This window comes from Sphingopyxis sp. TUF1 (assembly GCF_036687315.1).
GTDB classification, from domain to species: domain Bacteria; phylum Pseudomonadota; class Alphaproteobacteria; order Sphingomonadales; family Sphingomonadaceae; genus Sphingopyxis; species Sphingopyxis kveilinensis.
The window spans coordinates 924179-950719 of the sequence record NZ_CP144683.1; the positions used below are offsets into that span (position 1 = coordinate 924179).

A 26541-nucleotide genomic window follows, 5' to 3' on the forward strand; every position below is an offset into this window, starting at 1 on the left:
CCGGTCAGACGAGCGGCGGGTTCAGGAGGGCAAAGCCCTCCTGCTGGCGATAGGGCGTGTGCGGATAGGGCGGCAGCGCGTCGCTCGCGGCGTCGAGCAGCGCGACCTGTTCGGCGGTGAGCGCCCAGCCGACCGCGCCGAGATTTTGCCGCAGCTGCTCCTCATTGCGCGCGCCGATGATCACGGAGGAAACGGTCGGGCGCCGGAGCAGCCAGTTGATCGCGACCTGCGGCACTGTCTTGCCGGTTTCGGCGGCGACAACCTCCAGCGCGTCGATAACGCGGTAAAGCAGCTCTTCAGTCACCGGCGGCGCGAACTGTTCGGTTTCGTGGAGGCGGCTGCCGGCCGGGAGCGGGCGCCCGCGTCCGATCTTGCCCGTGAGCCGACCCCAGCCGAGCGGGCTCCACACGAGCGCGCCAACGCCCTGATCGGCGGCGAGCGGCATCAGGTCGGCCTCATAGGCGCGGCCGATCAGCGAATAATAGACCTGGTGCGCGACGAAGCGCGGGGTGCCGAGGCGGTCGGCCGCCGCCTGCGCCTTCATCAATTGCCAGCCCGGATAGTTGGAGACGCCCGCATAGCGCAGCTTCCCCGCGGCGATCAGCGTCGCCAGCGTGTCCATCAGCTCGTCGACCGGAGTCGACGCGTCGAAAGCGTGGAGCTGGAGCAGGTCGATATGGTCGGTGCCGAGACGGCGGAGCGCATCCTCGACCGCGCCGATCAGCCGGCTGCGCGAGACGCCCCAGTCCTGCGGCCCGTCGCCCATCGGCAGGCCGGTCTTGGTCGAGATGAGCACCGCGTCGCGGCGGCCCTTGATCGCGGCGCCCAAAATTTCCTCCGACGCGCCGTTCGAATAAACGTCGGCGGTGTCGAACAGGGTCACCCCGGCGTCGAGGCTGATGTCGATCAGGCGCCGCGCCTCGGCGGCATCGCTCGTGCCCCACGCGCTGAACAGCGGTCCCTGCCCGCCGAACGTCCCCGTGCCAAAGCTCAACGCCGGGACGCGAAGCCCCGACGATCCCAATTGACGATATTCCATGACCCATCCTTTCGATTGCGTTGAGCGCATAGATGGACGCCGACATGCGGCTGGTGTAGCGCCGCAAGAAGCGAAGGATTTTTGATATGAACGCAAAGATGGACGGCGGCGGCGATCGGGCGCGGTCGATGGAAGTGTTTGTCGCGACCGTCGCCGAGGGCAGTTTTTCCGCCGCGGGACGCTGCCTCGGCCTTACCCCGTCAGCGGTCAGCCGCACGATAGACCGGATCGAGGCGCGGCTGGGTGTGCGCCTGATGCTGCGGTCGACGCGCGCGCTTGCGCTCACGCCCGAGGGCGAGGCCTATCTGCGCGCCGCGCGGCGGATTCTAGCCGACCTGGGCGACGCCGAACAGGCGATCGCCGATCAGGGGGCGCCGCGCGGGCGGCTGCGCGTCAGCGCGGCGCAAGCGCATGGCAGGCTGTGCATCGTCCCATTGCTCGGCGACTTCGTGCGGCTTTATCCGCATATATTGGTCGACATCAGCCTCGCCGACCGGCTCGTCGACCTCGCGGCGGGGCAAGCCGACGTCGCGATCCGTTTCGGCCCGCTGGCCGACAGTCCGCTGACCGCACGCAAGCTGGGCGAAAGCCGCCGCGTGATCGTCGCGTCGCCCGCCTATCTGGCGGCGCACGGCACGCCGCGCCGCCCCGAGGACCTGCACGATCACAACTGCCTGAATTTCAACTTCCGCCGCGCCGAACCAACCTGGCCCTTTCGCGACGGCGCGCGCGACTATGCGCTGGCGGTGCAGGGCAATATCGAGGCGAACAATGGCGAAACGCTGGGGCAGCTCGCCGCCGCCGGGGTCGGCATCGCGCGCGTTGGCGCTTTCAGCATCGCCGACCAGATCGCGAGCGGCGCGCTGATCCCGATCCTGGAAGATTATAACCCCGGCGATGTCGAGGTGATCCACGCGGTCTTCGCGGGCGGCGCAAACACCCCCGCACGGGTGCGCGTGTTCGTCGATTTCCTCGTCGACCGGCTGGGGCGCGCGAATTGACCTCGCCTTAGCGGCCGGGGGCGATCCGCATCGCAGCGCCGCCGCCGGGAGCCAGCCAGAGCTTGTAGGTGTCGCCCTTTTTCACCTTGATCGTGTCATAGGCGATGTTGCGGCGCGCGTCGGTCAGATAGGTCGCGCCCGCGCCATCCTTCCAGATCGTCGCGGTATAGGTCTTGCCGGGTTCCAGGAAATCGAAATTCAGCGTCAGCGTGCGCGGCGTGCCGTCGTTGACACCGCCGACATACCAGTCGGCGCTGCCCCGGTCCTTGCGCGCGAAGATCGCATAGTCGCCGACCGCGCCCGCGATCAGGCGGCTTTCGGCCCAGTCGGTCGGCACCTGTTTCACGAAATCGAGCTCGCGCGGATGCGCCTCCAGATTTTCAATGAAGTCGGCCGCCATCTGGATCGGCGAATAGATGGCAAGGTAAAGGCCGAGCTGCTTGGCGAGCGTTGAGGCCATCGGCACACCCTGCGCGCCCTGCAAGCTGAACACCCCCGGCGTATAGTCCATCGGTCCCGACAGCATCCGCGTGTAGACGAGCGTCGGTTCATGATCCGGGCCGTTGGCGAAGGCGCCCCAGGCATTATATTCCATGCCGCGGGCGCCTTCGCGGGCGACCCAGTTGGGATAAGTGCGGCGAAGGCCCGTGTCCTTCACCGGTTCGTGCGGATTGACCGCGACCTTATATTTGGCCGCGGTCTGTACGACTTTCAGATGATGCTGCACCTGACGCTGGCCGTCGTGCCATTCCATCACCTTTTCGTCGGCGCTCGCGCCCGGCGCGATGATGCCGCCGGCATCGGCGACATAGCCGGTCTTGACCGCCTTGACCCCAAGCTTGCCGTAAAGCTTCATCGCGTCGTCGAGTTGCGCTTCATAAACTGCGATATTGCCCCCGGTTTCGTGGTGGCCGATCAAGGTCACGCCTTTCTTGCGCGCATGGTCGGTGACGGCCTTCAGATCGAAATCGGGATAGGCTTCGGTGAAGCTATATTGATCGCCGTGGCCGAACCAGTTGCCGTTCCAGCCCTTGTTCCAGCCCTCGACCAGCACGCCGCCGAAGCCATGCTTTGCCGCGAAGTCGATATATTGCTTGGTGCGTTCGGTCGTCGCGCCATGGTTGGGTCCTTCGGCCCAGCTCCAGTCGCCGCGGATCATGCCCCACCAGATGCCGATATATTTCATCGGCTTGACCCAGCTGACGTCGCCCAGCTTGTTGGGTTCGTTGAGGTTGAGTTCGAGGTCGCTTTCGACCACTCCCGCGGCGTCATCGGTGATGCGGATCGTCCGCCACGGCGTCGCGAACGGCAGGTCGCGCACCACGCGCGGCCCGCTCGACGAGGGCGACAGCGTCGCGCGGAACTTGCGCCCCTCGACGCGCTTCAGCCACATGCCGGCATAATCGACGAGCGCGGCTTCGTGGAAGGCCAGGTGCGTGCCGTCGGCGAGGCGCATCGTGATCGGCGTGTGCGCGGTCGATACCGCATCGATCGGCGTTTGCTGATAGACCTGCTCGTAGCGGTTCCACTCGCCGCCCGCGATCCACCATGCGGTGCCTTCGGGCGCGATGTCGAATTCGGTGATCTCGTCGGCGATCTTCGCGGTTTTCAGGCCGTCCTGTTCGGGCAATTCATAACGGAATCCGATGCCGTCGTCGAACAGGCGGAAGCGCACATTCATCGCATGGCCGCCCCAGCTTTCGTCCTGGCGAAAGCGGACGAGGAGTTCGTTATGGTGGTCTCGCACGAAGCGGCGCTCGCCCCACGGCTGTTCCCAGCGGCTGTCGGCGCTCGCGCGCTCGACGCTCTCGATTTTGAAACCGCGCTGCAGGCCGATGCGGTCGGTCATGATGAAGCCGAGCTTCGACGGCGCGATGAGCAGCTTGCCCTTGCGCGACAGCGACCAGGTCGGGCGGGCATCATTGTCGGTCGCGACGGTCAGCGTGAGGGCACCATCGGGCGATGTCGCGGTGACCGGCGCAGGCGCCTGCTGCGCGGCGGCGGGCGCCACAGCCGCGAGGAGAGCGAGGGGGGCGAGACGGAGCATGATCATCCTTCCATTTTTATCCAGAGCGCACCGCACGGCGGCAGCGCCGCGGCGCCGGCATCGTTCAGCTGGACGAGCGGGGTGCCGCCGTCCGCGAGTGCTGAAATGTCGATCGTGCCGCGACCAAGATTGAACAGGCAGCGAATGCGCTGGTCTCCGGCGATGCGGTCGAAGGCGAGCAGGTCGCCCTCGGCGACCCAGTTGGCGTTGCGACCGACTCGAAGCGCAGGGTGGCCGGCGCGCAGCGCGACGAGGCGGCGCGTCAGGTTGAGCAGCGAGGCCGGATCATCCTGTTGCCGGTCGACCGCGAGGTCGCGGTGCGCGGGTCCCAGCGGCAGCCAGGGGTCGGCGTCCGAAAAGCCCGCGTTCGCCGCCGCCGCCGCCCACGGCAGCGGGGTGCGCGCGCCGTCGCGCGACAGGGTGAGCGGCCAGTTCTTGCGCGCTTCGGGATCCTTGACCTGATCGAAGGGAATATCGACCTGATCGAGCCCCAGTTCCTCGCCATTATAGATGATGATATTGCCGCGCAGCGCGCAGAGCAGCGCCATCTTCATGCGCGCAAAGGCATCGCGGCCGACGCCTTCGGGCGTCCAGCGCGAAAGTGCGCGCGGCGCGTCGTGATTTTCGAACGCCCAGCTGGGCCAGCCAATGCCCGGCGCGTCGGGCCAGGCTTCGGCCGCCTCGCGTACCAGCTGCGGCGTCAGCCGGTCGGCGTAGAGAAAGTCGAAGCCATAGGCACTGTTAAGCCGCGCCTCGCCCGCGGTAAACAGCTTCATCTCGCGCATCGCATCGTCGCCGCCGACCTCAGCAACGGTAAAGCGGCCCGCGCGCTCATCGGTGAGCGCGCGGATGCGTTCGAGGAAAAGCACGATGTCGGGGTGCGACTGGTTATAGATTTTCTGCTGAAAATCGAACGGACGCGTCCGCAGCTTGTTCGATGGCGGCGCGGGCGGATTGTCGCGCAGGTCCGGGTCGTGCATCGAAAAATTGATCGCGTCGATGCGAAAGCCGTCGACGCCGCGGTCGAGCCAGAAGCGCACGACATCGAGCAGCGCGTCCTGCACGGCGCGGTTGTGGACGTTGAGCTGCGGCTGCGAGCTTAAAAAATTATGCATATAATATTGGCCGCGGCGCGCGTCCCACGTCCACGCCGGACCGCCGAACACCGACTGCCAGTTGGTCGGCGGCGAGCCGTCGGGTTTGGCATCGGCCCAGACATACCAGTCGGCGCGGTCATTATCCGTGCTCGCGCGGCTCTCCGCAAACCAGGCGTGCCGGTCGGAGGTGTGCGCGAAGACGAGGTCGGTCGTGACCTTCAGTCCCAGCGCGTGGGCACGTGCCACCAGTTCGTCGAAATCGGCGAGCGTGCCGAAGATCGGATCGACGCCGCAATAATCGGCGATGTCGTATCCGAAATCGTCCATCGGCGAGGGATAGAAGGGCGACAGCCAGATCGCATCGACGCCGAGGCTGGCGATATGGTCGAGCCGCGCGGTGACCCCGGCGAGATCGCCGACGCCGTCGCCGTTCGAATCGGCGAAGCTGCGCGGATAGACCTGATAGATCGCCGCACCCTTCCACCACGGAATATTGGCGGCGATGGCGGGGATTGTCTGGTCCTGAACGAGAGGCTGGTTCGATGTCACGCGGGTTCGCTTATTCAGTGGCTTGGCAGATGAGGGTGCCGAAGGCGGGGAGAGAGAGGCGGAGGCTGCCCGGCGCCGCAGGGCGGGCCGGACAATCGCCATGGAGCGCGCTGAAGCCCGCGCTTTTCATATCCACGGCAATCGTCGCCGACACCGGGGCCGCAGACGTATTGAAGGCGAGCAGCACCTCGCGCCCCGTGTCGGGGTCGAAACGCGACACCGCGAGCAGGCCGGGCTTATCGGAAAAGGTGCGCAGCTTTGTCGCGCCGCGTGTCAGCGCCGGCGTGTCGCGGCGGATCGCCGCGAGCGCCGCGATATGCCGATAGAGCGGGTGCGCGGTGTCGAAATTGGCGTCGGCGGTGGTCGCATCGGTGCCGATGAGGTCATTGTCGTTATAGACCGCTACCTTTGACGCGAACATATTCTCGCGCGCGAGCTGGTCGTGGCCGTCGGAGACGAAGCCCTGCTCGTCGCCATAATAGATGGTCGGCACTCCGCGCAGCGTCAGCAGCATCGAATGGCCGAGCATCGTCCGCGCAAGCAGCTCGGCGTCGTCGGCTTGCGGGTTCGCCTGTTTCACGAACATCGCGAAGCGGCCCATGTCGTGATTGCCGAGGAAGGTCGGCAGCTGGAGCGCGGCGTCGGCGCCGCCCTTGTACAGCACATCGCCGTCGAACAGGCGCGCGAACAGGTCGGTGCCCTTCGTGCCGCTCACGCTGTCGATCACCGCGCGCGCGAAGCTGAAATCGAGCACCGACGGCAGGCCCGCGCTATGCGTATAGGCGGCGAGCGACCCCGGATCGACGCCGTCGATATAGACTTCGCCGAAAATGTGAAAATTGGGGATGCCGCGCGCCTTCGCCCGCGCCTGCATCGCAGGGACGAAGGCTTGCCAGAATTCGGGGTTCACATGCTTGGCGGTGTCGATGCGGAAGCCGTCGATGCCAAATTCGTCGATCCAGCGGCCAAAGATGTCGATGAAGCCCTGCACCACGCGCGGATTTTCGGTCGCCAGATCGTCGAGCCCGGCAAAATCGCCATAGAACGCGGATTCGCCAACCCAGTCGCTGTTGCCGCGGTTGTGGTAATAGATCGGGTCGTTGAGCCATGCCGGCACCTTCACCCGCTCCTCGCCCTTGGGCACCACGGGCGTATAGGCGAAGGACGGGTCGGTCAGCTTCGCCCAGTTTTCCGGCGTCGCGACATGATCGCCCGCAAAACCGGGGTTGATCGCCGGACCATCGACGCCCCCGCGGCGCGACCAGGAATAGTCGGCGAGGCTGCGGTAACGAAAATCCTCCGCCGCGCCTTCCTTGTATGTAATGACGTCGGCGGTGTGGTTGGCGATGATGTCCATATAGACCTTCATCCCGCGGGCGTGCGCCGCGTCGACGAAGGCCTTGAACTCCGCATTGGTGCCGAAATGCGGATCGACCTGGGTGAAGTCGGTCACCCAATAGCCGTGATAGCCCGCGCTCTCCTGCCCCGGCGCGCCCTGCACCGGCTTGTTCTTGAAAATCGGCGCAAACCAGATCGCCGTGGCGCCGAGCCCCTGGATATAATCGAGCCGCTTCGTCAGGCCCGCGAGGTCGCCGCCGTGGAAAAAGCCCTTGTCCGTGGGGTCGTAGCCGGTGGCGAGACGATCACCCTTGAGGCCGCCGCGATCGTTCTTCGGGTTGCCATTTTCGAAGCGGTCGGGGAGGACGAAATAGATCACCTCGTCCCCGGGCGGCCGCTGCCGATAGTCGGCGGCGGGCGCGGCCCCCGCCATGCTCAGCGCGATGATCGATGCGAGCAAGCTCATGCGGGCACTCCTGCCGCGCAATGCTGCGCGATGAAATCCTGTTGAGTGGGAAGATGCGAAGCGGTGCGCGCGACGATCGTTTCGATGTCGGCGAAAAAGCCCGCCAGTTCGTCGCGCGTCAGCTGATCGGCCATCGGGTGATAGCCCCGCGGCGTCACATGCTGCCCCGTCATGACCTGAAACCAGCCGATCTCGACAAACAGCTCGTCGCTTTCGCGCACGATCTGTCCCTGGCTGCGGAACAGCTCGATCTTTTGCGCGAGCGTGTCGGGAATGCCCATCTCGCGGCAACGGATCCAGAAAGGCGAATCGGTGCGCTGGTTCGCGTGATAATGTAGGATCACGAAATCGCGGATGCGTTCGTAATCGAAGCGGACGCGGCGGTTGTAGGCGTCGATATTGACGCGATCGAAATCGCGATCGGGGAAATGCGCGATCAGCTTGGCGATGCCGTTCTGGATCAGATGGATGCTGGTCGATTCGAGCGGTTCGAGAAAGCCCGAGGCGAGCCCCAGCGCGATGACGTTCGCATTCCAGGCCCGACGCCGCATCCCGGTGCGGAAGCACAGCGTCCGGGGTTCGGCGAGCGCGCGTCCCTCGATATTCGCGAGCAATACGGCGGTGGCCTCATCCTCGCTGATGAAATCGCTGCAAAAGACATGGCCGTTGCCCGTGCGGTGCTGGAGCGGGATGCGCCATTGCCAGCCGGCGCGATGCGCGATCGCCTGCGTATAGGGGCGCGGCGGACCGGCATTTTCGCTGGGCACCGCAATCGCCCGGTCGCAGGGAAGCCAGTGCGTCCAGTCCTCAAAGCCGGTTTCGAGCGCTTCCTCGATCAGCAACGCGCGGAAGCCGGAGCAGTCGATGAAAAGCTCGCCCTCGATCGCCTCGCCATTTTCGAGCACGACCGCCTCGACATGGTCGCTCCCGCCATTTCGCCGGACCGTCGCGATCTTGCCCTCGGTGCGCCGGACCCCCGCCGCTTCGGCGACCTTGCGCAGATAGGCGGCGTAGAGCGCGGCATCGAAATGAAAGGCATAGGCGATGCCGTCGAGACTGGTATCGGGAATCCGCGGCAATCGCGCGAAGCGGTTCTGGCGGCCCGCGGTTTCGCCCAGCGAATAGCCGCCCAACCGCCCCGCGACGCCCTCCGCGCGGCCGCGCAGCCAATATTGCTGGAACGGCAACATGCCGAGACTGCGGCCGATCTGGCCAAAGGCGTGCATGTAAACGTCGCCGATCCGGCCCCAGTCGTGAAACTGGATGCCGAGCTTGAACGTCCCCTGCGTTTCGCGGACGAATTCATCCTCATCGATACCGACAAGCGCGTTGAACAGGCGGATCGCGGGGATTGTCGCCTCACCGACGCCGACCGTTCCGATCGCATCGCTTTCGACCAGCCGGATCGACAGATTTTCCATCGTCCGCGACAGCGCCGCAGCGGCCATCCAGCCCGCGGTCCCGCCGCCGACGATGACGACCTTCGTGATGCGGCTATCGCCCACCCTGTTCATTCCTCTCGTTCGGCGACGGCGGAACAGGTCCGTCCGCGCTTGCACGCAGGCCGGCGTTGCCACCGGCCCGCGCGCCAGCTCAGAACTTGTATGTGATCCCCGCCATGAAGTTGCGACCGTAATTCTGATAGTCGCGGATCTGGCGGGGATCGTCGTTGTAATAGGTCACGAACGGCTCGTTCGTCAGGTTCGACGCCTGGAGCAGAATGCCCAGTCCTTCGAGCGTACCGCTCTGGAACGTATAGCCGATCTGGGCGTCGACGACGAACTCGCTCTTGGCCATGAACATGTCGCGCGCGAGGCTGATCGTCGATACTTCGGCGAGGAATTTCGAGCGGTAACGACCCGATGCGCGGACCTGGAACCCGTCCTTTTCAAAGTAAGCCGTGCCGTTCACGACCCATTTAGACAGACCGGGCATCGAAATCGGATCCTCGCCGCCTTCGCGCACGCGGCTCTTGGTGAATGAGGCGCTGCCGAGCACGCCGAAACCGTCGAGCGACTGGCTGAAGTTCGCGAAAGGCAGGGAGAAGGACGCCTCTGCGCCATAGACGCGGCCCGCATTGCCGTTCAGCCATTGCTTGCTGAGCCCTGCGCGCGTGCCAACGGTCCCGCCGTCGGGAACTTCGAAGTCGGAGAAGTCGAAGGGGTTGATCTGGCGATAAATGTAATTCTCGAGATATTTGTAGAAGCCGCCGATCGAGACATAGCCGCCCTGCCCGAAATATTTTTCGAGTCCGACATCGATCGTGTCCGCCATCAGCGGCCGCAGCTTCGCATTGCCAAGGTCGAGCGACCAGGGTGACGCGTTAACGTCGGTGTTGTTGCGCTTCGCCGTGTCGAAATTGACGCCGCCGCCGGGTTTCAGCTGATCCATGCGCGCACGCGCGAGCATCCGGGCCGCACCGAAGCGCAGGAAGGTATTGTCGGCGAATTCGACCGACAGGTTGATGCTCGGCAGGATGTCGGTGTATTTGTCGCCATCGGTGACCGGCGTCGTCTGCGTGACGCCGCCGACGACCTGGCCATAGAAGCTCGACCCTTCCTGATCCGAATGGACGATCTGGACGCCGACGTTGCCGCGGATCGGCGTGCTGCCCGCATCGGCGTCGAAATTCGCCTGGATGAAGCCGGTGAGCACCTTTTCGCGGATCGTATAGTCGTTGAAAACGCGCGCCGGGTCGAAGCCGGCCGCATCGGTCAGCACATAATTGCCGTCATTGTAGAAGCGCCAGCTGTCGAACGCGACCATGCCGGGAATGCCGATAAAGTCCAGCGACACCGGATCGTAAAGATACTCGGCGGGAACCGGCGTATCGGCCGGATAATTTTCGCTCGTCAGCACGAAGCCGCGATCGTCGAGGCTTTTCTTGCGATCCGAATAATTGGCGCCGACGCGAAGGCTGCTGATGACGCCGTCGAGTTCCTGCGTCGCCTGCAGGCGCAGCGATTTCAGCTCGTCCTTGATCCGCGGCGTGTTGACGAAGCCGTCCTGGCAATTGGGCACCGCGCCGCCGCAGCTGTTCCAGCCCTGCGGATCGGTGATGACGAAGAGATTGGGGTCGGCATAGTCGAGCGACGGATCGAAAATAATCCCGCCCTTCTTGCGCAGCGTAAAGCCCAGCGCGGTTTCGCGCGCGCCGGCATTCTGACCGCGGCCGGTGCCCAGATAGATTTCGAGATTTTCCTCGGTCTTCTTGATCCGCGAATAGCCAAGGTCGAGTTCGAGCGTCAGCCTGTCATTGGGTTTGAACTGGCTGTTCCACCCGCCCGCGATGATCGTCGCGGTGCGGTGAACGACGTCGTTGCGCATCACCGCTTCGGTGCCGGTCCATGTGCCCGACGTCACCAGGCCGTCTTCGATGGTGAAATCGGGTTGCAGCGTCGAATTGCCCCAGGCTAGCGGGAACTCGATGCCGCGCAGCCGCTGTTCGTCCTTGAATTTCGACCAATAGCCGTCGAGCGTCATGTGGAACCGGTCGCTGGGCTGCCATTCGACGACCGCCATCACGCCGTCGCGCTTGAGCTCGTTCGACTTCACATAGGGCTTGGCTCCGCCGATGAGGAAAGCCGAGTTGGTTCCATCGGTGACCTCGGGATAACCCCATGCGTTGAAGCGCTCCTCGGCGGTCGGCGACTGCATCCGCGCATAGCCGATCGCCCAGCCGAGCGTGCCATCGGCATTCTGGTCAATATAGGATATATTGGCGCGATAGCCCTTGTCCGAAATATCGGGATTAAGCTTGCCCAGATCGTTGATTTCGAAACGGGCGCCGGCCGCGATCGTGCGTTTGCCATGCGCGAGCGGGCGCACCGTACGCATGTCGATCGTGCCGCCCAGCGCCTGTCCGATCAGCGATGCGTCGGGGGTTTTATAAACGATCGCACCGTTCAGCAATTCGGACGGATATTGGTCGAGCTCGACGCCGCGATTGTTGCTCGCCGACACCTGTTCGCGGCCGTTCAGAAGCGTCGTGGTGAAATCGGGCGCAAGACCGCGGATCGACACCACATTGGCGCGGCCGTCGAGGCGCTGCGTCGCGAGACCCGGCAGACGCGAGAGCGATTCGGCGATCGAAAGGTCGGGCAGCTTGCCGATGTCTTCGGCCGAGACGACCTCGACGATCGAGGTGCTGTTCTTTTTCGCCTGAACCGAATTGTTGATCGCGCCGCGAATACCGCTGACGACGATTTCGTCCTCGGCGCCCGCGTCGGCAGCGACGGGATCGGTGTCCTGCGCCATGGCGGCGACGGGCAGGAAGGCGGTGAAGGCAACGCCCATCGCGATGGCGCTGGCGCTGCGGCGGAGGCTGGCTGGCATGGTCATAGTGATTCCCCTGGTACAGACGGGCGTCGATGACCGCGCATCGGACCGGGGACGGGATCGTCCTTCAGCTTCCTCTCCGACGCGTGGGCTTGACCCATCTTGAGCCTCGCAATTGAAACCAATCGCGCCGTGCCGCCATAGGGTATACGTATACGCATAATATGCGGAAGAAGCGCTTGTCGCCAAAATGTCACAGCGACGATGCCGCTGCCGCGCCGGTCCGCCAAGCCATTGCGCCGTCCCGGCCAGCCGCTAAATCATGCGCAACAGACGGCCGCCACCGGGCGGCCGTGGCAGGAGAGGAACATGGGGCGTCCGCCCTCCGCCAAGCCGACCAGTTTCGACATCGCCTATCTGGCGGGTGTGTCGCAGCCCACCGTGTCGCGCGCGCTGCGCGGCAGCAAATCGGTGAGCGCCGCGACGCGCGCGAACATCGAACGCATCGCGCGAGAGCTCAACTATACGGTCGACAAGAACGCCTCGAGCCTGCGGTCGCAGCGCACGCACACGCTCGCCCTGCTCTTTTTCGAGGATCCCACGCCCGACGAATCGATGATCAACCCCTTTTTCCTGTCGATGCTGGGGTCGATCACGCGCCAATGCGCGCTGCGCGGTTATGATCTGCTCATCAGTTTCCAGCAGATGCACAACGACTGGCACGTCGCCTATCAGGACAGCCACCGGTCGGACGGCATCATCCTGCTGGGCTATGGCGACTATCAGCTTTACCGCGAAAAGCTGGAACATCTGGTCGAGATGGACACGAAATTCGTGCGCTGGGGATCGGTGTCAAAGGGCGACATCGGCCTGACCGTCGGGTCGGACAATATCGGCGCGGGCGAGCAGGCGGGCGCACACCTGATCGAGATCGGGCGGCGGCATATCGCCTTCCTGGGCGACGCATCGGATCACGCGCCCGAGTTTCACGATCGCTATCGCGGGCTTTGCCAAGCCATGCGCGCTGCGGGGATCGAACCCGACCCCGCGCTGCAGCGCGATGCCGTGTCGTCGGAAGCGTCGGGCTATGCCGCGGCGACCTCGCTGCTGGCGGGCGGCGCGCGCTTCGACGCGATCTTTGCCGCGAGCGACCTGATTGCGATCGGCGCGATGCGCGCGCTCGCCGAAGCGAGGATGGCGATGCCGCAGGACGTCGCGATCATCGGCTTCGACGACATCCCCGCCGCCAACCTGACCTCACCGACGCTGACGACGGTGATGCAGGACATGAAAGGCGCGGGCGAGCTGCTTGTCGATGCGCTGCTCCGCCGCATCGACGGCGAGGACGCCGAGCGGCGGGTTTTGCCGACGCGGCTGGTGAAGAGGCAGAGCACGGCGGTTTGAGGGGGGTCTGATGGGCGGGCATAAAATCCTCCCTGTCGCGCAGCGATGGGGAGGGGGACCGCTCGCAGCGAGTGGTGGAGGGGCCGCGACGGCGGTGCCAAAGCCCCTCCGTCAGCGCTTCGCGCTGCCACCTCCCCATGGCTTCGCCACAGGGAGGATTCATGGCCCTCACGTATTCGTATACGTAAACCACCAAGCCGCTTGCCCTGCCCGGTCCGCGCTGCAACACCGGCACGTCAGAAGCCGCGCGCGCGGCCCGACGGGGAGAGACGCATGGACAAGCCGCGGCAGGGCTTTGCCGGCCTGTGGAACATCAGCTTTGGCTTTTTCGGCATCCAGATCGGCTTTGCGCTGCAAAATGCGAATATGAGCCGCATCTTCCAATCGCTTGGCGAGGACATCGAGCGGCTGCCCGGCCTGTGGGTCGCCGCGCCGCTGACCGGGCTGCTTGTCCAGCCGATCGTCGGGCATCTGAGCGACAAGACCTGGCTCGGCCGCCTCGGCCGGCGCCGTCCCTATTTTCTCGCGGGTGCGATCCTTGCCGCGATCGCGCTGTTCGCGATGCCCGAAAGCCCGGCCATCTGGTTCGCCGCGGCGATGCTGTGGCTGCTCGACGCCTCGCTCAATATTTCGATGGAGCCCTTCCGCGCCTTTGTCGGCGACATGCTGCGGAAGGACCAGCATAGCGCCGGCTATGCAGTGCAGACCGCGTTCATCGGCGCGGGCGCGGTCGTCGGATCGCTGTTTCCCGCGGCGATGGAGGCGATGGGCGTCGCCAATGTCGCGCCGCCCGGACAGATTCCCGACACCGTCAAATATGCCTTCTGGTTCGGCGGCGCCGCGCTGTTCCTGTCGGTGCTGTGGACGATCGTGACGACGCGCGAATATGATCCGGCGCAAATGGCAAGTTTTGCCGCGAGCGAGCCGGCGTCCGCGCCGCCGCCCGCGCACAATCTTGCCGACCGTGGCTTTGGCGCCGGCCTTGTCTGGATCGCCGCGGGCGCCGCGGTCGCCGCGGTCCAGCAGCATTTTGCGCTGCTGCGCGAGGTGCTGCTGCTCGGCGCGCTGCTCATCGCCTATGGGCTGGCGAACATCGCCGCCATCATGCTGGCCCGACGCGGGCGGACGACCAACATACTGGCGAGCATCATCGGCGATTTCGCGGGAATGCCGCTGCTGATGAAGCGGCTTGCGCTCGTGCAATTCTTCAGTTGGTCGGCGCTGTTCATCATGTGGATCAACACGACGCCGATCGTCGCGCAATATCATTATGGCGCGGTCGATGCCGCGAGCGCCGACTATCAGGCGGCGGCGAACTGGGTCGGCCAGCTGTTCGCCGTGTACAACGGCGTCGCCGCGGTGGCGGCGCTGACGCTGCTCCCCTGGCTTTCGCGGCGGCTGGGGCAGGCGCCGACGCATATGATCGGCCTTGGTTGCGGCGCGATCGGCTTTGCGAGCTTCTTCGTGCTGCGCGATCCGATGCTGCTGATCCTCAGCGAAATCTTCATCGGCATCTTCTGGGCCTCGGTGCTCGCGATGCCCTATGCGATCCTCGCATCGAGCCTGCCGCAGGCCAAGCTCGGCATCTATATGGGGCTGTTCAACGTCTTCGTCGTGATCCCGCAGCTGCTCGTCGCGTCGCTGATGGGATCGGCGATGCAGGCGTTTTTCCCCGGCGAGCCCATCTACACGATGGCGTTCGCGGCGGCGACGCTGTTGCTCGCGATCGCAGCCATGGCGCGCATCGTCCCGATGCTTTCGCCCAAGCGCACCTGAGCCGGCGAGGTCAGATCTGGACCTGGCTGCCGAGCTCGACGACGCGGTTCGTCGGGATCTTGAAAAACTCCATCGCGCTTTCGGAGCTTTTGCTCATCCACGCGAACAGCCGCTCGCGCCACAATGCCATCCCCGGCTTGGCGGTCGAGGCGACCAGCTTTTGCCTCCCCAGGAAAAAGCTCGTCGTCATCATGTCGAACGGATCGCCGATCGCGTCGAGCCGCGCAAGGTCGCGCGGGACGTCGACTTCCTCCATGAAACCATAGCGCAGAATCACGCGGAAAAAGCCACGCCCGGCGTCCTGTGCCTCGAGCCGCGTTGCGGGATCGGCGTAGGGCACATCCTCGACCAGCACCGTGAGAATCAGCACGCGTTCGTGCAGCACCTGATTATGCTTCAGATTATGGAGCAGCGCCGGAGGAATGCCCTCGGCCGATGCCGACATGAACACCGCGGTGTTGCGGACGCGGTGCGCAGAGGCGGCGGCGGATTCGATAAACAGCGGTAGCGGCATACTCGCCTCCTCCAGCCGCGCGCGCATCAGGCGGCGGCCGGTGGCCCAGGTGGTGAGTATGGTGAACAGCGCCGCCGCGACGACCAGCGGGAACCAGCCGCCGTCGGGAATCTTGGTAATGTTGGAAGCAAAATAGACGCCGTCGACGAGCAGGAACAGGCCGATCGTTCCCGTCGCCAGCCAGCCATTCCAACGCCAGACCTTGAAGATCAGGACGGCGAGCATCAGCGTGGTGATGAGCATCGTGCCGATAACCGAAATGCCATAGGCGGACGCCAGCCGGGTCGATTCGCCGAAGCCCAGCACGAGCAGCAGCACCATCGCCAGCAAGCCCCAGTTGATCGCGGGAATATAGATCTGCCCCGCCGCCTTTTCGCTGGTGTGCAGCGTGCGCAGGCGCGGCAGGAAGCCCAGCTGGATCGCCTGATGCGTCACCGAAAAGGCGCCCGAGATCACCGCCTGGCTGGCGATGATCGTCGCCGCGGTGGCGATGAACACCAGCGGCAGTCGCGCCCATTCAGGCGCCATCAGATAGAAAGGATTCTCGACGGCTTCGGGGGTGCCGAGCAACAGCGCGCCCTGCCCCATATAGTTCAGCATCAGGCACGGATAGGCAAGCGTCAGCCAGCTGAGCCCCACAGCCTTGCGCCCGAAATGGCCCATATCGGCATAGAGCGTTTCGGCGCCCGTCACCGCGAGGAACACCGACCCCATCGCGAGGAAAGCGAGCCGCGTGTCATAGAGAAAAAACTCGACCGCCCACCAGGGATTGAGAATCCCCAGGATCTCGGGGTGCGCGGCGATGTTGACCACGCCGAGCGTCGCCAGCGTCGCGAAATAGACGAGGACGATCGGCCCGAACAACGCCCCCACCCGCGCCGTCCCGCGCGACTGGATCAGGAACAGCGCGATCAGGATCACCACCGCGATCGGCAGCACGAGCGGCTGCAAGCCCGCCTCGACCACCATCAGCCCCTCGACCGCAGAGAGAACCGAGATCGCCGGGGTCAGCATCGCGTCGCCATAGAACATGGCAGCCGCGAGCACGCCGAGCACCACCAACGTCCCGCTCCATCGGCTAGCTGCGAGATGGCGCGACACCAGGGCGAGCAATGCGAAGGAGCCGCCCTCGCCGCGGTTGTGCGCGCGCATCGCCACGAACACATATTTGACGGTGACGATCAGCATCAGCGACCAGAAGATGAGGCTGAGCACGCCAAAGATGTGCAGGCGGTCGACCGCCAGCGGATGCGGCCCGATAAAACTTTCCTTCAGCGCATAGAGCGGCGAGGTGCCGATGTCGCCAAAGACGACGCCAATGGCGCCGAGCATCAGCACGGGCAAGCGATCCTTGGGCGCGTGGGGGAGCGAAGCCGCGTCGCCGGCTGACGATGATGTGTTCGGATGATTTTCCATGCCCGCGATGTGGCGTTGGACGGCATAAAGATTCCATGTGGATTTTACTCGCGCCTCTCGACGCCGCGGCGCGGGAAGCGCATTTATGTGCGCATGGACACGACTGCGACAAGCCGGGCGATCCGGCAGAATGAAATGGCAAAACGCCTTGGCGGCTATGCGGCCACCTTGCTTCTGATCGCCGGCGCGACGCTTGCCGGATTATTGATCGCCGATCGGTGGGGCAACGCCCCGGTCGCGCTGCTCTATATTCCGCCGGTGCTCGTCGCCGCGGTCAGCTGCGGGCAATGGCCGGCGATTGCCGCCGCCGTCCTCTCGACACTCACCTATAATTACTATTTCACCGCGCCCTATCGCACCTTCGCCATCCACAGCCCTGCCGACATCGTGACGGTGGCCGCGCTGTTCCTGGTCGCCGTGGTCACCAGCCGTCTGGCCGCGTCGCTGCGCGAACAGAGTCGGCGCGCCGACGCGCACGCCGCGCGCAACGCGACAATCGCCGGCCTCGCACGCCGCCTCCTCTCCTGCACCGACGAACAGTCGATCGCCGACGTCGCGGTCCATGAGCTCGCGCGGCTCTTCGGCAGCCATGTGGTGCTTGTCACTGGAAGCGAGGCACCGCAAATCGCCGCCGCCGCCCCGGCCAGCGTCGCACTCGGCCCCAGCGATCTTGCCGCCGCCGCGCTGACCCTCGCCACCGGCGAACCATCGGGCCGCGGCGTTTCGCGTCGCGATACCGCCGACTGGCAATTCCACCCGATCGCCTCGGGCGACGCTGTCCTCGCCGCCGCAGGTCTCGCGCGCGAGGATGGTTTGCCGCCGGTCGCCGCAAATCAGCGCCAGCTGCTCGGCAACCTGCTCGATCAGGTCGCCCTCGCGCTGGAACGCGCGCGGCTCGAGGGCGAGGCGCGCGAAGTGGCCGCGCTGCGCGAGCGCGACCGGCTGAGCGCGGCGCTGCTCATGTCGATTGGCGAGGACGTCAAGCCGCGCCTCAACGCCATCGCCGCCGCGGCGCGCGCACTGCGGCGGGCCGAGGGCGGCGACAAGGCGCTCGCCGCGGCCGTCGCCGCCGAAACCGCGCAGCTCGATCGCTATATCGACAGCCTCGTCGACCTTAGCCCCGGTGCTGCGCAGGAGCCACTGGTCATCGGTTCGCTAGCGATCGACCTGCACCGGCGCAGCGTCCGGCGCGACGGGGAAACGGTGCATCTGACGCCCAAGGAATATGCGGTGCTCGCCGAGCTCGCCAAGCACGCCGGCCGTGTTCTTACCCACGCCCATCTCCTGCGATCGGTGTGGGGACCGGCGCAGCAGGACCATATCGACTATCTGCGAGTCGCGGTGCGAAGCCTGCGCCAGAAAATCGAGCGCGACCCGGTGCGGCCGGCGCTGATCATCAACGAACCGGCCGTGGGTTATCGATTGGCGGTTGGATGATGGCGCGCCCGGCAGGATTCGAACCTGCGGCCACCCGCTTAGAAGGCGGGTGCTCTATCCAGCTGAGCTACGGGCGCGTGGAGCCGGTTAAGGACGGCTGCGCGAATAGCGTGGTTTGCGTCGGCTGCAAAGCGCGTTAAGCAGCGCGTCGATGACCGACACACCGCCTCCGCCGATGCCGCCCGTGCATGTGAACGCCGCGAGCGTCCGCCACTTCCGCTATTACGACCTGCTGATGGCGGCCTTTGTCGCCATCCTGCTCCTGTCGAACATCATCGGCGCGTCGAAGCCAAGCTATGTCGTGTTGCCGGACGGCAGCGAATGGGCTTTCGGCGCCGGGGTGCTCTTTTTCCCGATCAGCTACATCATCGGCGATGTCCTCACCGAAGTTTATGGCTACGCCCGCGCGCGGCGGGTGATCTGGACGGGCTTTGCCGCACTGGCCTTCATGGCCTTCATGGCGTGGGCGGTCGTGTCGCTGCCGCCCGCCGACGGCTGGCCGGGTCAGGAGGCCTATGAGTTCGTGTTCGGCAACAGCTGGCGCATCGTCCTCGCCTCGATGACCGCCTTCTGGGTCGGCGAGTTCGCCAACTCCTATGTCCTGGCGCGGATGAAGCTGTGGACCGGCGGGCGCTTCCTGTGGATGCGCACCATTGGCTCTACGGTCGTCGGTCAGGGGCTGGACAGCCTGATTTTCTATCCCCTCGCCTTTTACGGCCTTGCCGGCTGGCCGCCCGAACAGCTTTATCAGGTCGTGCTGTCGCAATGGCTGATCAAGACTTTGTGGGAGGCGGCGCTGACGCCGGTAACCTATGTCGTGGTTGGCGCGTTGAAGCGGCGCGAAGGTGTCGACGTGTTCGACGAAGGCACCGATTTCACCCCCTTTGCCGCCAAGGTTTGACCCCACATGACGCTGATCGAGATTGCCGTTCTGTTCGAAACGCGCAAAATGTCCGTTATCGAGGCGACGGGCCTCGGCAAGGACGCGCTGCACGTCTATTTCGGCCTGGCGCTGTTTCTGGTCGTGCGCCTCGCATGGCGCGGGCGCGGCGGCTGGATCGCCGCATGGCTGGCGGTGCTGGCGATGGCATGCGGCGGCGAATGGCTCGACCTCACCGCCGAATATAGCCGCTCGACGATCCAGCCCGACGCCGAGCACTGGCACGATATCTGGAACACGATGCTCTGGCCGACGGTGCTGCTGATCGTCGGCCCCTGGTTGCCGCGGAGCGAAGGCGCCGCCGAAGCGTCGCCGCCGCGCCGATCAGGCGAGGACGCCGAGCGCCGCCTCGAACAGGCGTAGCCCGTCGGTGCCGCCGTGCGCGCGGTCGATCGCGCGTTCGGGGTGCGGCATCATGCCGAGCACATTGCCCGCGTCGTTCAGAATACCCGCGATGTCGCGTGCCGACCCGTTGACGCTGTCCAGATAGCGAAATGCGACGCGGCCTTCGCCCTCGATCCGGTCGAGCGTGTCCGCATCGGCGAAATAATTGCCGTCGTGGTGTGCGACCGGAATATGGATTTGCTCGCCGGCGCTATAGCTCGCGGTAAACAACGACTGGCTGTTTTCGACTTTCAGCGGGACGTTGCGGCAGACGAAATTCAGCCCCGCGTTGCGCATCAGCGCGCCGGGGAGCAGACCGGCCTCGGTCAGCACCTGAAAGCCGTTGCAAATTCCGAGCAGCGGAACGCCTCGCGCCGCGGCGTCGGCGACCGCACGCAGGATCGGCGAACGCGCCGCCATCGCGCCCGAGCGCAGATAATCGCCATAGGAAAAGCCGCCGGGCAGCGCGATGAAATCGGTGCCATCGGGCAGCTCGGTCTCGCGGTGCCATACCATCGCGGGGGCGCGGCCGGTGACCGTCTCCAGCGCGACGGCCATGTCGCGGTCGCAGTTGGAGCCGGGAAAGACGATGACGGCGGTCTTCATGGGGCAGGCTCCTTAAATGCGGGTCAGGCGCGTTCGATGCGGTAGTTCTCGATCACCGTGTTGGCGAGCAGCTTGGCGCACATGGCGTCGAGGTCGGCATCGCTCGTGCTGTCAGCCACGTCGAGTTCGATGAAGCGGCCCGCGCGCACGTCGGCAACGCCTGCAAAGCCCAATCCCTCGAGCGCATGATGGATCGCCTTGCCCTGCGGATCGAGCACCCCCGGCTTGAGCGTGACGTAGACATTCACTTTCATGGGGCGGACCTTTGTGTGGGAGGGCGTGAAGATGCGCGCGCCTATGCCCGCGAATCACTTTTCGGGCAAGGCCATGCCGATGAAAAATAGGCTTCTTCGGACTGCGAACCACTCGCATCTTTCCTGTTGCGAATCTCTCGCACTATCCCTAGATCAGGGTTGTTGAGAAGGATTCGCACATGGTCGTCTGTGTCTGCAACGCAATAAGGGAAAGCCAGCTGCGCGATGTTGCGCGGAGCGGCCAGTTGCGGTGTGCCAAGGCCGCTTATGCGCAACTGGGTCGCAAACCCAAGTGCGGCCAGTGCCTGTCATTCGCTCGCAATATCATCAGCGACGCGACCGCAGCCGCCTGATTTTTAGCAGATTTCTGCCATTTTTACCCTTGGCCTGATGGGGTCCGGGGCGGTATGATGCCGCCATCCCCGCACAACGAAAATGACAGGACTGACATCATGAAGGGCGACGAAAAGGTCATCGACTTCCTCAACGAAGCGCTGAAGAACGAGCTGACCGCGATCAATCAATATTGGCTGCATTACCGGATGCTCGACAATTGGGGCGTCGCGCGCCTCGCGCATTTCGAGCGTGAAGAGTCGATCGACGAGATGAAGCATGCCGACAAGCTGGCGGATCGCATCCTCTTCCTGGGCGGCCTTCCCAACTTTCAGTTGCTCGGCCGCCTGCGCGTCGGAGAGACGGTCGAGGAAATATTGAAGGCCGACCTCGCGCTTGAGGAGGAAGCGATCCCGCTGCTCAAGGATGCGATCGCCCATTCGGAAAGCGTGCGCGACTATGTGAGCCGCGACCTGTTCGCCGACATCCTCGAAAGCGAGGAACATCATGTCGACGAGCTGGAAAAGCAGTTCGAGATGATCGAGCGCATGGGCATCGAAAATTATATCCAGCTTCAGTCGAAGCCTGCGGGCGACGATTGAGAATGAAAATGTCGCCCCCGCGAAGGCGGGGGCCGCATGCGGCCTTTTCCCGCTTCGTCGTATGAATTGACAGCGGCCCCCGCCTTCGCGGGGGCGACGAGATAGAAAACCGCAGATCCCAGAGGCGCTTTCGGGCGCCTCTTTTTTCACTTGTAATTGCGATTAATTCTCAATAGCACAGTCAGGCAGTCCCCTCCTGCCGGCCGCTGCATCTTCAAGCTGCGACAAGGCGGCCGGCATCTTTTTCCGCTGCGATGCAGCGGACCGGCGGATTGCACCGGGTCGGGAGAGAGGATGTCATGCAAAGCCGCACAGTGATCCGCCAGCTTACCGAACAGCCGCTGGTGCGCGGCCTGTCAGTGGAGGCCGCACAGGCGGTGCTCGCCTTGCGCTATTCGATCCTCTGCCGCCGCAGCGGCCACGATCCGATGCCCGAGCTTGAAAGGCGCTGGGGTAATATCCTGGCGGCGCGCCGCTTTCGTCTGGTGGTTGAGGCAATCGCGCATGTCTGGCCGGACCCTTTTGCCGTCGCGCCGCCTTGCTGCCCGCGGCTCAGTTTCGACGAGGCGCTGCTCGCCGCGATGGTCGGAGCCGCGGCGCGCGGCGACCGCGTCGATTTCGACGGGCGAACCGCCGAAATGCTGGGCAGCGACGCGCGCGAGATGCTCTTCGCCGCGCTGGAAAATTTCATTCGGGCAAAGGCACCGGGGCGGGTTTAGCTTTTGACCGTTTTGGGGTGGTGAGCGGACCTTCCCCTCTTTCCGTTCGTGTCGAGCGAAGTCGAGACACCCATCGGCGCTAGGCCTAGCCCGAGGGGCATCTCGACTTCGCTCGATGCGAACGGGTTAGGTAAGGACGGCAACGTCCGCAATCGGTCGTCATTGGACACCAGCGCGCTATTTCCCCGCCTTGTCGCTCACCGCATTGATGATCAGCGCCTTGTCGTCGGTCAGATAACGCTGCGCCAGCGCCTGCAACTCGGCGGGTGTCGCGGCCTCGACCTCGGCGATGCCGTTGCGGCTCCGGTCGAGGCGATCGGCCTGGCTCGTCGCTTCGGCGACATAGTTCAGCCAATAGACGTTCTCGCGCCGTGCCTTGGTCATCGCCTCGACCAGCGGGCGCCGCGCGCGGTCGAGCAGGTCGGGGTCGGCGGGCGTATCGCGCAGATCCTTTGCGATAGCAAAGATCGCCGCACGCGTCGTCGCCAGATCTTTGTAATCGACATTGCTCGCGGCGAAGAGGTGGCCATAACCCGGAAACTCGTCGGACAGGCTGGCGGCGGCGCCAGGGCTGTAGCTTTCGCCGAGCCGCTCGCGCAGTTCCTCGGTCAGCTTCAATTGCATCACCCGCGCGAGCAGGTGAAGCCGCATCGCCTCGGCCAGATCGCTGTCGTCGCGCGCGGGCCAATAGACGCGCAGCTCCGCCTGTTCGGCCGGCCCCTTATGGATCAGCGTGCGCTCACTGCGGTCAATCGCAAATTCACGGATACGCGCATCGCTGCGCGGGTCGAAGGCGTCGCGGCGCGGCGTCAGCGCGCCGAAGGTCGCCGCGATCGCGTCGATCGCCGCCTGCTCGCTGATGTCGCCGACGACGCCGATCTCGATCGCGCCATTCGCGAGGCTGTCGGCAATGACGGGTTTGAGCTGCGCCCAGTCGAGCGCCATCACCTTATCGAGCGGCGGGGTCTGCGCGCGCGGATCGTCGTTCGCGAGGATGCCGCCCGCATCGCGCGCGATGACGGCGGCGGGAGTCGCGTCGTTCGCGGCATATTGCTGCGGCAGCACGCGGCGGATGAGCGCGAGCCCATCGGCGCGATAGCCGGGATGCGTCAGATAGGCCGCGAGCAGCTGCGCCTGAAGCCTGAAATCCTCGGGCGAGGTCGTCGCCGAGCCGCCGAACGCATCGATCGCGGCGCCAAAGGCGGGGCTGACTGTTCTGCCCGCAAGCACGCTCCGCAGATCGTCGACGCTATGCGCCTCCAGCCCGCCGAGCATGAACGAGCTGGCGAGCGAAACGCGCGTCGGATCGTCGCGCGTCGCAAGCAACGTCCCGCCGTCGACGCGCAGCGACAGCATCACGCGGTCCTTCTGGAAATCGGTCGTCTTGATGTTGAGCATCACATTATTGGCAAAGCGGACGCGGCGGATGCCCAGGTCCTCGATCCGGTCGTCGGCGACAATCGTCCCGGGCGCGCCGAAATCATCATAAGCAAAGGCGGCGCTCGCAGCCTCGGCGGGCGGCGCGACGGAAACCTTCATCGACGCTTGCAGGCCGGCGAGGATCGCGTCGGCGCCGCCCGCGATCGGCGCCTTCGCCGTTACGCGCACGAGCGGTGCGCTCAGCCCCTCCATGCGTTTGCGGAACGCGGCGGTGACCGCGGCGGCGTCGAGCGAGGGCGCCACCGCCTCGAACAATGCCAGGCGCGCTTCGGGGCGGGTGAAGACCGCCTCGCCCTTTGCCGCGACAACGAGTGCATCGGCAAGCGCCTCGCTGCGGCGCGTCGCCGCGCCGGCGACGGCGTTGCGCAGCGCGGTGCGCTGGTTGGCGAGCTGTTCGGCGACCTCGGCCGCGGTAAACCCATGCTCGATCGCACGCCGCCGCTCCTGCTCGACGAGCGCCAGCGCCTCCTGCCACGCGCCCTCCTTCGCCACCGCACCGATCGTCACCTGATCGAAGATTTTCCAGCCGTTCGCGTCGGACAGCGATCCGCCAAGGATCGGCGAATCCTCATCGAGCGCGATCTTGGCAAGGCGGCGGCTGACGATCGCCTCGCCGATATTTTCGGCGATCAGGCGCGCGCGTTTCGCCTGGGTATCGGGTTCGTCGATCCACGGGCGGAACGCGGCGAGCGTCACCGAATCCTGGATTGCGGGATCGATAAAATCGTCGGCGGCCGCGGCGCGGGCATAGTCGATCGTGCCGATGTCGGGATCCGCGCCTGCCGCGCCCTTCCCCGTCCAGTCGGCAAAGCACGCCTTGATCTTCGCCTCGATCGCCGCGGGGTCGAAATCGCCGACCATGACCAATGTCGCGCGCTCGGGACGGTAATAATGATCGTACAGGTCGCGCAGCCGCGACGCGGGCGCGGTGCGGATCACCTTTTCGGTACCGATGGGCAGGCGGTTCGCGACCGTCATCCCCTGCATCTGAAAATCGAGCTGGTCGATGAGGTTGCGCAGCTGATAGGTGTCGCGCGCGCGCCGCTCGGACAGGATGATACCGCGTTCGCGGTCGACCGCGGTGGGATCGATCGTCAGCTCGCTCGCCGTCTCGCGCATCAGCATCAGCCCGGTATCGATCAGATCGTCCGACGCATTCGGCAGGTCGAGCTTGTATATCGTCTCGTCGAAACCGGTCGAGGCGTTGGTGTCGGCGCCGAACGCCAGCCCCTTGCGCTCGAGCAGCTTGATCATCTCGCCCTCGGGCACATTCGTCGACCCGTTGAACGCCATATGTTCGAGGAAATGGGCAAGACCGCGCTGATCGTCGGCCTCGGCAAAGCTGCCAACGTCGAAGCGCATCCGGATGACGACGCTGTTCTGGGGCGTGCTGTTTTTCAGCAGCGCATATTTCATGCCGTTGGGAAGAACGCCGAAAATCGTTTCGGGATCGACCGGCACGTCGCTGGTGGCGAAATTCCACGCCCTTGCGGCGTCGTTCTGCGGATTGACCGCGGCGGCGGCGGGCGTTTCGACTTCTTTGGCAAGCAGCGGCGGCGAGCAGAGGGCGAGAAGCGCAAACGGCGACAGCGCGATGGCGGCGCGCCGGAGGATGAGGCTGGTCATCGGGCCGTTCTGGCGATCATTGCGTCCGCGTCAAGGCGGAGCCGCCGTGGACGGGCGGCAGCGATGATTTGTTAAGCGCTGCGACTCGACCCGCCAAGCTCAACCAAGACCGAAGGGCCGAAACTAATCCTCCCTGCGGCGTAGCCGTGGGGAGGGGGACCGCTCGCGCAGCGAGTGGTGGAGGGGCCGCGACGTTGGCGCCATTAGCCCCTCCGTCAGCGCTTCGCACTGCCACCTCCCCATCGCTGCGCGACAGGGAGGATTTAACGTCCGCTCAGCCCTTTTTCTTGCGGTGGCTTTCGAGGTCGAGCACGGCATTGTCGCCGCCCTCGGGCAACAGCCCCAGCCGGCGCGCGACTTCCTGATAGGCTTCGACTTCGCCGCCGAGGTCGCGGCGGAAACGGTCCTTGTCGAGCTTCTCGTTCGTCGTCATGTCCCACAGACGACAACCATCCGGGCTGATCTCGTCGGCCAGGATGATGCGGCTGAAATCGCCGTCGTACAGCCGCCCGAACTCGAGCTTGAAATCGACGAGGCGGATGCCGACCGCAGCGAACATGCCGCTCATGAAGTCGTTGATGCGGATCGCCATGTCCTGAATGTCGTGAAGCTCGTCCTGGCTGCACCAGTTGAAGCAGGCGATATGCTCCTCGGCCACCAGCGGATCGCCGAGCGCGTCGTCCTTGTAGCAATATTCGATCAGCGTGCGGGGAAGCTGCGTCCCTTCCTCGATCCCCAGCCGCTTCGACAGCGTGCCCGCGGCGACATTGCGGACGATCACCTCGATCGGGACGATTTCGACCTGACGGATCAGCTGCTCGCGCATGTTGAGGCGGCGGATGAAGTGCGTCGGCACGCCGATGTTACCCAGCAGCGTGAACACATGCTCCGAAATCCGGTTGTTGAGCACGCCCTTGCCGTTGATCGTCCCGCGCTTCTGCGCATTGAACGCGGTCGCATCGTCCTTGAAATACTGGATCAGCGTGCCCGGTTCGGGGCCTTCGTACAGAATCTTGGCTTTGCCTTCGTAAATCTGGCGGCGACGGGCCATAGTGGTCAACTTTCTGTCGGAACCAAATGAATGACCCCGGCGGTGGCGACTCACGAGGGAGACGCGGCGCCGGGGCGGTTCGGGCGCCTATAGCGGCAAAGGTGCGGCGCGTCACCAGTCACGTCGCCCCCGCGAAGGCGGGGGCCGCTGGCAACCTTGTGCTGCGCCGATAGCGGCCCCCGCGTTCGCGGGGGCGACGTTGAGTTTACGTTTACGTAAAGGGC

The 26541-nt window shown here is 65.0% G+C and carries 20 protein-coding genes and 1 tRNA gene; 9 read left to right on the forward strand and 12 right to left on the reverse strand.

The annotated features are described in order from the left end of the window. Nucleotides 1-4: 4 nt before the first annotated feature. Nucleotides 5-1039, reverse strand: coding sequence for an aldo/keto reductase (locus tag VSX77_RS04375; protein WP_338426444.1), 1035 nt, complete (start codon nucleotides 1037-1039; stop codon nucleotides 5-7). Nucleotides 1040-1125: 86 nt separating this feature from the next. Between VSX77_RS04375 and VSX77_RS04380 the strand changes: the two genes are divergently transcribed. After that, entirely contained in the window at nucleotides 1126-2040 is a 915-nt protein-coding gene (locus VSX77_RS04380) for a LysR family transcriptional regulator (protein ID WP_338426445.1), read from the forward strand. A 7-nt stretch (nucleotides 2041-2047) separates the two neighbouring features. Here the strand turns inward: VSX77_RS04380 and VSX77_RS04385 are convergent, their stop codons facing one another. From VSX77_RS04385 to VSX77_RS04405, 5 genes are all read right to left on the reverse strand, one after another. Beyond that, complete coding sequence (locus tag VSX77_RS04385; RefSeq protein WP_338426446.1) at nucleotides 2048-4087, reverse strand: glycoside hydrolase family 97 protein; 2040 nt, start codon at nucleotides 4085-4087, stop codon at nucleotides 2048-2050. Between the two features lie 2 nt (nucleotides 4088-4089). Further along, nucleotides 4090-5733: an alpha-amylase family glycosyl hydrolase gene (locus tag VSX77_RS04390; RefSeq protein ID WP_338426447.1), complete on the reverse strand. Its 1644-nt coding sequence runs from the start codon at nucleotides 5731-5733 to the stop codon at nucleotides 4090-4092. 10 nt (nucleotides 5734-5743) lie between these two features. Continuing rightward, on the reverse strand, nucleotides 5744-7537 hold the full coding sequence (locus VSX77_RS04395) for an alpha-amylase family glycosyl hydrolase (RefSeq protein WP_338426448.1): 1794 nt from the start codon (nucleotides 7535-7537) through the stop codon (nucleotides 5744-5746). Next, nucleotides 7534-9042, reverse strand: coding sequence for a tryptophan halogenase family protein (locus tag VSX77_RS04400; RefSeq protein WP_338426449.1), 1509 nt, complete (start codon nucleotides 9040-9042; stop codon nucleotides 7534-7536). Before VSX77_RS04400 ends, VSX77_RS04395 begins: the two co-directional genes overlap by 4 nt. A gap of 88 nt (nucleotides 9043-9130) precedes the next feature. Beyond that, nucleotides 9131-11878, reverse strand: a complete 2748-nt coding sequence (locus VSX77_RS04405) for a TonB-dependent receptor (RefSeq protein ID WP_338426450.1) — start codon at nucleotides 11876-11878, stop codon at nucleotides 9131-9133. 306 nt (nucleotides 11879-12184) lie between these two features. Here VSX77_RS04405 and VSX77_RS04410 point away from each other — a divergent pair, with 306 nt between their 5' ends. Together VSX77_RS04410 and VSX77_RS04415 are read left to right on the forward strand one after the other, a co-directional pair. Continuing rightward, entirely contained in the window at nucleotides 12185-13219 is a 1035-nt protein-coding gene (locus tag VSX77_RS04410) for a LacI family DNA-binding transcriptional regulator (protein ID WP_338426451.1), read from the forward strand. A gap of 273 nt (nucleotides 13220-13492) precedes the next feature. Further along, nucleotides 13493-14995 carry an MFS transporter gene (locus VSX77_RS04415; protein WP_338426452.1) on the forward strand — a complete coding sequence of 501 codons (1503 nt, stop codon included), beginning with the start codon at nucleotides 13493-13495 and terminating at the stop codon, nucleotides 14993-14995. A gap of 10 nt (nucleotides 14996-15005) precedes the next feature. On the opposite strand, the gene VSX77_RS04420 is transcribed toward VSX77_RS04415, so the two are convergent. After that, the gene (locus VSX77_RS04420) at nucleotides 15006-16925 is read right to left on the reverse strand and encodes a potassium transporter Kup (RefSeq protein WP_422397282.1); all 1920 of its coding nucleotides are present in this window, start codon (nucleotides 16923-16925) and stop codon (nucleotides 15006-15008) included. Nucleotides 16926-17060: 135 nt separating this feature from the next. Here VSX77_RS04420 and VSX77_RS04425 point away from each other — a divergent pair, with 135 nt between their 5' ends. After that, a complete protein-coding gene (locus VSX77_RS04425) occupies nucleotides 17061-18362 on the forward strand; it encodes a DUF4118 domain-containing protein (protein ID WP_338426453.1) in 1302 nt (433 codons plus the stop codon). Here the strand turns inward: VSX77_RS04425 and VSX77_RS04430 are convergent. Continuing rightward, nucleotides 18363-18439: transfer RNA gene (locus VSX77_RS04430), tRNA-Arg, on the reverse strand. 74 nt (nucleotides 18440-18513) lie between these two features. Between VSX77_RS04430 and VSX77_RS04435 the strand changes: the two genes are divergently transcribed. Together VSX77_RS04435 and VSX77_RS04440 are read left to right on the forward strand one after the other, a co-directional pair. Next, a complete protein-coding gene (locus tag VSX77_RS04435; protein ID WP_338426454.1) occupies nucleotides 18514-19263 on the forward strand; it encodes a queuosine precursor transporter in 750 nt (249 codons plus the stop codon). Between the two features lie 6 nt (nucleotides 19264-19269). Then, nucleotides 19270-19665: a hypothetical protein gene (locus VSX77_RS04440; protein ID WP_338426455.1), complete on the forward strand. Its 396-nt coding sequence runs from the start codon at nucleotides 19270-19272 to the stop codon at nucleotides 19663-19665. Here VSX77_RS04440 and purQ read toward each other — a convergent pair. Both purQ and purS read right to left on the reverse strand, forming a co-directional pair. Next, nucleotides 19627-20292 (reverse strand): phosphoribosylformylglycinamidine synthase subunit PurQ, encoded by a 666-nt coding sequence (gene purQ / locus VSX77_RS04445; protein WP_338426456.1) that lies wholly within the window; start codon nucleotides 20290-20292, stop codon nucleotides 19627-19629. The genes VSX77_RS04440 and purQ overlap by 39 nt on opposite strands. A gap of 23 nt (nucleotides 20293-20315) precedes the next feature. Beyond that, nucleotides 20316-20546 (reverse strand): phosphoribosylformylglycinamidine synthase subunit PurS, encoded by a 231-nt coding sequence (gene purS / locus VSX77_RS04450; protein ID WP_338426457.1) that lies wholly within the window; start codon nucleotides 20544-20546, stop codon nucleotides 20316-20318. A 179-nt stretch (nucleotides 20547-20725) separates the two neighbouring features. On the opposite strand from purS, the gene VSX77_RS04455 reads away from it, so the two are divergent. The 3 genes from VSX77_RS04455 to VSX77_RS04465 all read left to right on the forward strand — a co-directional run bounded on the left by VSX77_RS04455 (nucleotide 20726) and on the right by VSX77_RS04465 (nucleotide 22200). After that, the gene (locus VSX77_RS04455; protein WP_338426458.1) at nucleotides 20726-20899 is read left to right on the forward strand and encodes a (2Fe-2S)-binding protein; all 174 of its coding nucleotides are present in this window, start codon (nucleotides 20726-20728) and stop codon (nucleotides 20897-20899) included. Between the two features lie 99 nt (nucleotides 20900-20998). Then, nucleotides 20999-21481: a bacterioferritin gene (gene bfr / locus VSX77_RS04460; protein ID WP_011540899.1), complete on the forward strand. Its 483-nt coding sequence runs from the start codon at nucleotides 20999-21001 to the stop codon at nucleotides 21479-21481. A gap of 299 nt (nucleotides 21482-21780) precedes the next feature. After that, entirely contained in the window at nucleotides 21781-22200 is a 420-nt protein-coding gene (locus VSX77_RS04465; protein WP_338426459.1) for an addiction module antidote protein, read from the forward strand. A gap of 177 nt (nucleotides 22201-22377) precedes the next feature. Here VSX77_RS04465 and VSX77_RS04470 read toward each other — a convergent pair whose 3' ends face one another. Both VSX77_RS04470 and purC read right to left on the reverse strand, forming a co-directional pair. Continuing rightward, nucleotides 22378-25266, reverse strand: coding sequence for a M16 family metallopeptidase (locus VSX77_RS04470; RefSeq protein ID WP_338426460.1), 2889 nt, complete (start codon nucleotides 25264-25266; stop codon nucleotides 22378-22380). Between the two features lie 274 nt (nucleotides 25267-25540). Continuing rightward, nucleotides 25541-26317, reverse strand: a complete 777-nt coding sequence (purC, locus tag VSX77_RS04475; RefSeq protein ID WP_338426461.1) for a phosphoribosylaminoimidazolesuccinocarboxamide synthase — start codon at nucleotides 26315-26317, stop codon at nucleotides 25541-25543. Between the last annotated feature and the right edge of the window lie 224 nt (nucleotides 26318-26541).